General features: G+C 56.8%; 6 protein-coding genes. All 6 read left to right on the forward strand.

Translation table 11 applies throughout. The features are described 5' to 3' along the window. The first annotated feature begins 4 nt into the window (after positions 1–4). Positions 5–1,729, forward strand: a complete 1,725-nt coding sequence (locus BBF94_RS24990) for an acetolactate synthase 3 large subunit (RefSeq protein ID WP_065261612.1) — start codon at positions 5–7, stop codon at positions 1,727–1,729. Between the two features lie 2 nt (positions 1,730–1,731). Continuing rightward, the gene (gene ilvN / locus BBF94_RS24995; protein ID WP_003205610.1) at positions 1,732–2,223 is read left to right on the forward strand and encodes an acetolactate synthase small subunit; all 492 of its coding nucleotides are present in this window, start codon (positions 1,732–1,734) and stop codon (positions 2,221–2,223) included. Between the two features lie 48 nt (positions 2,224–2,271). Next, complete coding sequence (gene ilvC, locus BBF94_RS25000; RefSeq protein ID WP_017903922.1) at positions 2,272–3,288, forward strand: ketol-acid reductoisomerase; 1,017 nt, start codon at positions 2,272–2,274, stop codon at positions 3,286–3,288. A gap of 149 nt (positions 3,289–3,437) precedes the next feature. Then, a complete protein-coding gene (gene pssA, locus BBF94_RS25005) occupies positions 3,438–4,295 on the forward strand; it encodes a CDP-diacylglycerol--serine O-phosphatidyltransferase (protein WP_065261609.1) in 858 nt (285 codons plus the stop codon). Positions 4,296–4,358: 63 nt separating this feature from the next. Next, on the forward strand, positions 4,359–5,372 hold the full coding sequence (msrP, locus tag BBF94_RS25010) for a protein-methionine-sulfoxide reductase catalytic subunit MsrP (RefSeq protein WP_065261610.1): 1,014 nt from the start codon (positions 4,359–4,361) through the stop codon (positions 5,370–5,372). Beyond that, the gene (gene msrQ, locus BBF94_RS25015; protein ID WP_065261611.1) at positions 5,372–5,995 is read left to right on the forward strand and encodes a protein-methionine-sulfoxide reductase heme-binding subunit MsrQ; all 624 of its coding nucleotides are present in this window, start codon (positions 5,372–5,374) and stop codon (positions 5,993–5,995) included. Before msrP ends, msrQ begins: the two co-directional genes overlap by 1 nt. Positions 5,996–6,182 lie beyond the last annotated feature (187 nt).

The following is a 6,182-nucleotide window of genomic DNA, read 5'->3' on the forward strand; positions in this document are numbered from 1 at the left end:
CAACGTGGAGCTTTTATCTGGCGGTGAGATGCTCGTCCGCTTCTTGCGTGACGAAGGCGTCAAATATATCTACGGGTACCCGGGTGGTGCTCTCCTTCATGTTTACGATGCCCTGTTCAAAGAACCGGAAGTGACCCACATCCTGGTTCGTCACGAGCAGGCGGCTACCCATATGGCTGACGGCTATGCCCGTGCCACCGGTAAAGCCGGCGTGGTACTGGTGACTTCCGGTCCAGGCGCCACAAACGCCATCACCGGTATCGCCACGGCCTATATGGACTCGATTCCGATGGTGATCATTTCCGGTCAGGTGCCAAGCACCATGGTCGGCACCGATGCGTTCCAGGAAACCGACATGATCGGTATCTCCCGGCCGATCGTGAAGCACAGCTTCATGATCAAGCACGCTTCGGAAATTCCGGAAGTCATGAAGAAAGCCTTCTACCTGGCGCAATCCGGTCGTCCGGGTCCGGTCGTGGTCGATATCCCGAAAGACATGACCAATCCGGCCGAGAAGTTCGAATACATCTTCCCGAAGAAAGCCAAACTGCGTTCCTACAGCCCCGCCGTTCGCGGTCACTCCGGGCAAATCCGCAAGGCGGCGGAAATGCTCCTGGCGGCCAAGCGTCCCGTGTTGTACTCCGGTGGCGGCGTGATTCTCGGCAATGGCTCCGCGCCGCTGACCGAGCTGGCGAAAATGCTCAACCTGCCGGTGACCAACACCTTGATGGGCCTGGGCGGCTATCCGGGCACTGATCGTCAGTTCATCGGCATGCTCGGCATGCACGGCAGTTACACCGCGAACCTGGCGATGCACCACGCCGACGTGATCCTGGCGGTCGGTGCGCGCTTCGACGATCGTGTGATCAACGGCGCGCCAAAGTTCTGCCCGAACGCCAAGATCATTCACATCGACATCGACCCGGCTTCGATTTCCAAAACCATCAAGGCTGACGTGCCAATCGTCGGCCCGGTGGAAAGCGTTCTGACCGAAATGGTTGCGATCCTCAAGGAAATCGGCGAAACCCCGAACAAGGACGCCGTGGCCAGTTGGTGGAAGCAGGTCGATGAGTGGCGTGGTGATCGCGGTCTGTTCCCTTACGACAAGGGCGACGGCAGCAAGATCAAGCCGCAGACCGTGATCGAAACCCTGTGCGAAGTGACCAAGGGCGATGCCTTTGTGACCTCCGATGTGGGCCAGCACCAGATGTTCGCTGCGCAGTACTACAAGTTCAACAAGCCGAACCGCTGGATCAACTCCGGTGGTCTGGGCACGATGGGCTTCGGTCTGCCGGCGGCGATGGGTATCAGCCTGAGCTTCCCTGAGGCTGACGTCGCCTGCGTCACCGGTGAAGGCAGTATCCAGATGAACATCCAGGAGCTGTCCACCTGCTTGCAGTACGGTTTGCCGGTGAAAATCGTCATTCTGAACAACGGCGTGCTGGGTATGGTTCGCCAGTGGCAGGACATGAGTTACAACAGCCGTCACTCGCATTCCTACATGGAATCGCTGCCTGATTTCGTCAAGCTCGCCGAGGCCTATGGTCACGTCGGCATTCGTGTCACCGAGTCGAAAGACTTGAAGTCGAAGATGGAAGAAGCGTTCGCCCTGAAGGATCGGCTGGTCGTGATCGATATTTCGGTTGATACCAGCGAGCACGTCTACCCGATGCAGATCAAAGACGGCTCGATGCGCGATATGTGGCTGAGCAAGACGGAGCGTACCTAATCATGCGGCACATTATTTCCTTGCTTCTGGAAAACGAACCCGGTGCTTTGTCTCGCGTAGTCGGCCTGTTCTCGCAGCGCAACTACAACATTGAAAGCCTGACCGTGGCGCCAACCGAGGACCCGACCCTGTCGCGTCTGACGCTGACCACTGTCGGCCACGATGAAATCATCGAGCAGATCACCAAGAACCTGAACAAGCTGATCGAAGTGGTCAAGCTGGTGGACCTGTCGGAAAGCGCTCACATCGAGCGCGAACTGATGCTGGTCAAGGTCAAGGCCACCGGCGCACAGCGCGCCGAGATCAAGCGCACCACCGATATTTACCGTGGACAGATCGTCGACGTCAGTGCCAGCGTGTATACCGTTCAACTGACCGGTACCAGCGACAAGCTCGACAGCTTCATTCAGTCCATCGGCACCGCCTCGATTCTGGAAACCGTCCGTAGTGGCGTGACCGGTATTGCCCGCGGCGACAAAGTACTCAGCATCTAAACCAAATTAGCGAATGGCCTGAGCGGCCTGGATATAAAGGGGAAATTCATGAAAGTTTTCTACGATAAAGACTGTGACCTGTCGATCATCCAGGGCAAGAAAGTTGCCATCATCGGTTACGGCTCCCAGGGCCACGCTCAAGCGTGCAACCTGAAAGACTCCGGTGTCGACGTTACCGTTGGTCTGCGTAAAGGTTCGGCTACCGTTGCCAAGGCTGAAGCCCACGGTCTGAAAGTCGCTGACGTGGCTACCGCTGTCGCTGCCGCCGACCTGGTCATGATCCTGACCCCGGACGAGTTCCAGGGCCAGTTGTACAAGAACGAAATCGAGCCGAACATCAAGAAAGGCGCTACCCTCGCGTTCTCCCACGGTTTCTCGATCCATTACAACCAGGTCGTTCCGCGCGCCGACCTCGACGTGATCATGATCGCGCCGAAAGCGCCAGGCCACACTGTACGTTCCGAGTTCGTGAAAGGCGGCGGTATTCCTGATCTGATCGCGATCTATCAGGACGCCTCGGGCAATGCCAAGAATGTTGCGCTGTCCTACGCTGCAGGCGTTGGTGGCGGTCGTACCGGCATCATCGAAACCACCTTCAAGGACGAGACCGAAACCGACCTGTTCGGCGAACAGGCCGTTCTGTGCGGTGGTACCGTCGAGCTGGTGAAAGCCGGTTTCGAAACCCTGGTCGAAGCTGGCTACGCGCCGGAAATGGCCTACTTCGAGTGTCTGCACGAACTGAAACTGATCGTTGACCTCATGTACGAAGGCGGCATCGCCAACATGAACTACTCGATCTCCAACAACGCTGAATACGGCGAGTACGTGACCGGTCCGGAAGTGATCAACGCCGAATCCCGTCAGGCCATGCGCAACGCCCTGAAACGTATTCAGGACGGTGAATACGCCAAGATGTTCATCAGCGAAGGTGCTACCGGCTACCCTTCGATGACCGCCAAGCGCCGTAACAACGCTGCACACGGTATCGAAATCATCGGTGAGCAACTGCGCTCCATGATGCCGTGGATCAGTGCCAACAAGATCGTCGACAAAACCAAAAACTGAGTCGTCGACCCTTGTAAGAAAAAAAACGCGGCCCTGGCCGCGTTTTTTCGTATGGGCGGGCTGTTCTGGTATAAAGCTGCATCGTTTGTGGTCGAACCGTCGTCCCAGACACCTGTCGAAAATGTCCAATCCGTTGCAAGGTAATGTTCATGAGCGAACGCCCCGAAGAGCCGAACCAGGCTTCAGACGCCGAAAGCCTGCTGCCCATCGATGAACATGTCGAAGAAGGGCATGACGCAGAAGGTCGGAAAGTCCGGCATCGTGGTATCTATCTTCTGCCGAACCTGTTCACCACCGCGAACCTGTTCGCGGGGTTCTACTCCATCATCAACTCGATGAGTGCTCAGGCTGCGTTGAGCGCCGGGGACGCGGCAAACGCCAGCAAGTACTTCGCCTTCGCGGCCATCGCGATCTTCGTCGCCATGGTGCTCGATGGTCTCGATGGTCGTGTGGCGCGCATGACCAATACACAAAGTGCATTCGGTGCCGAGTACGACTCGCTGTCGGACATGGTTGCCTTCGGCGTCGCGCCCGCATTGCTCGCGTTTGGCTGGGCGCTGGGTGACATGGGCAAGGTCGGCTGGATGGTCGCCTTCATTTATGTTGCGGGTGCGGCGTTGCGTCTGGCGCGCTTCAATACTCAGGTAGGGACTGCCGACAAGCGTTATTTCATCGGTCTGGCCAGCCCGGCGGCTGCCGGTGTGGTCGCCGGGATTGTCTGGGCATTCAGCGATTACGGGATCCAGGGTTCGAAGATGTCGTTCCTCGTTGCACTGATGGTCGCGGCTGCCGGTATGCTGATGGTCAGCAACATCAAGTACAACAGCTTCAAGGAACTGGATCTGAAGGGGCGCGTACCCTTCGTTGCGATTCTGGCCGTGGTGCTGGTGTTCGCCGTTGTGTTCAGTGATCCTCCGCGCATTCTGTTATTGGTGTTCCTTGCCTATGCGGCTTCGGGGCCAGTGCAGTACTTGTTGCATCTTCGTCGCCACAAAAACGTCGAGTGATGTAATTTCCCTCATACTCCGCAGTCTATGGGTGCATCTGTCCTCCAAAACTGCGGAGTAGTCATGCTGATCAAATTTCCCAAAGCGTCCGATTGCCACGAATCGGACGTCACGCCTGAATCCATTTATCTCTCTCGCCGACAATTGCTCGGTGCTACGGCGGCCGGTCTGGCCCTGAGCAGTCTGCCGCGCTGGGGCAGTGCCGAAGAGGCCACCCGTTATGCCGATGTCGAGTCTGGCAATGCGCCCGCCTGGTTTGCCGAGAAGAAGTCTTCTATCAAATGGGGAGCCGTGGACGTCAAGGATGAGGCGATCACGCCCTATAAGGACGCGACTCACTACAACAACTTCTATGAGTTCGGTACCGACAAGGGGGATCCGGCAGCCAATGCCGGATCGCTGAAGACCGAACCCTGGAGTGTGGTGGTGGACGGGGAGGTGGGTAAGCCGGGGCGCTATGCACTGGAAGACTTCATGAAACCTTACCAGTTGGAGGAGCGCATCTATCGTCTGCGTTGTGTCGAGGCGTGGTCGATGGTTATTCCCTGGATCGGTTTCCCTGTTTCGGCGCTGCTCAAGCAGGTCGAGCCGACCTCCAATGCCAGGTACATCCGTTTTGAAACCCTGCAGGATCCCAAGAGCATGCCTGGACAGCGTTCAGGGTTTGCCCTGATCGACTGGCCTTATGTAGAAGGCCTGCGTCTGGATGAGGCAATGAATCCGTTGGCGATTCTGGCTGTGGGCATGTACGGTCGGGAATTGCCGAATCAGAACGGTGCGCCGTTGCGTCTGGTGGTGCCGTGGAAGTACGGTTTCAAGAGTGTCAAATCCATCGTGCGTATCAGTCTGGTCAGTGAGCAGCCAAAGACGACCTGGCAAAGCATCGCAGCGGATGAATACGGTTTCTACGCGAATGTGAACCCGACGGTCGACCACCCTCGCTGGACTCAGGCGCGGGAGCGACGTCTTCCCAATAGTCTGTTCAAACCGAATGTGCGTGATACGCAAATGTTCAACGGCTACTCGGATGAGGTCGCTTCTTTATATACAGGGCTCGATCTGCGGAAGAACTACTGATGCGATATCCGTTCTGGCGTGTGGGCGTGTTCATCGCCGCGATGGTTTGGCCGTTGTGGTGGTTCTATCAGGCCTTTGAAGGTCTGCTCGGACCGGACCCCGGGAAAGTTCTGGTTGATCGGCTTGGGCTTGGGGCGTTGGTGTTGTTGCTGATTACTTTGAGTATGACGCCGTTGCAGAGGCTCACCGGATGGGCCGGCTGGATTGCTGTGCGGCGGCAGGTGGGGCTGTGGTGTTTTGCATATGTGGTTTTGCATTTATGCAGTTACATGGCATTCATTCTGGGTTTCGACTGGTCTCAACTGGGCGTGGAGTTGCGCAAGCGTCCGTACATTATTGTCGGCACGCTCGGGTTTCTGGGGTTGCTGGCATTAGCGGTAACGTCCAATCGCTATAGTCAGCGTCGTTTGGGCGTGCGCTGGAAGAAATTACATCGCCTGGTGTACGTGATTCTCGGGCTTGGACTGCTGCATATGCTTTGGATTGTGCGCGCTGATCTCAAGGAGTGGGCGCTCTACGCCTTCATGGGGGGACTGCTTCTCATGTTTCGCCTTCCGCCAGTCGCTCGCCGAATCCCGCGTTTGTTGGGGAAAAGACGCGTTCTGCAAGAAAAGCGAAATTAAGTGTTGACGGCGAATTTCAGATGTCTATAATTCGCCCCACTTCCGGCGCTGTCGAAACGGAAAACTCCTTGAGATTCAATGAGTTCAGCGATTTTCGATGGCGAGTTGCTTCAGTTCATCGAAGCCTGGAAGGAGTTGAAAGAGCGGTGGTGTTTGGCTCTTTTGACGGTTCGGTCTTCTCGATCGA

The sequence above is a fragment of the Pseudomonas bananamidigenes genome (assembly GCF_001679645.1).
Lineage (GTDB): Bacteria > Pseudomonadota > Gammaproteobacteria > Pseudomonadales > Pseudomonadaceae > Aquipseudomonas > Aquipseudomonas bananamidigenes.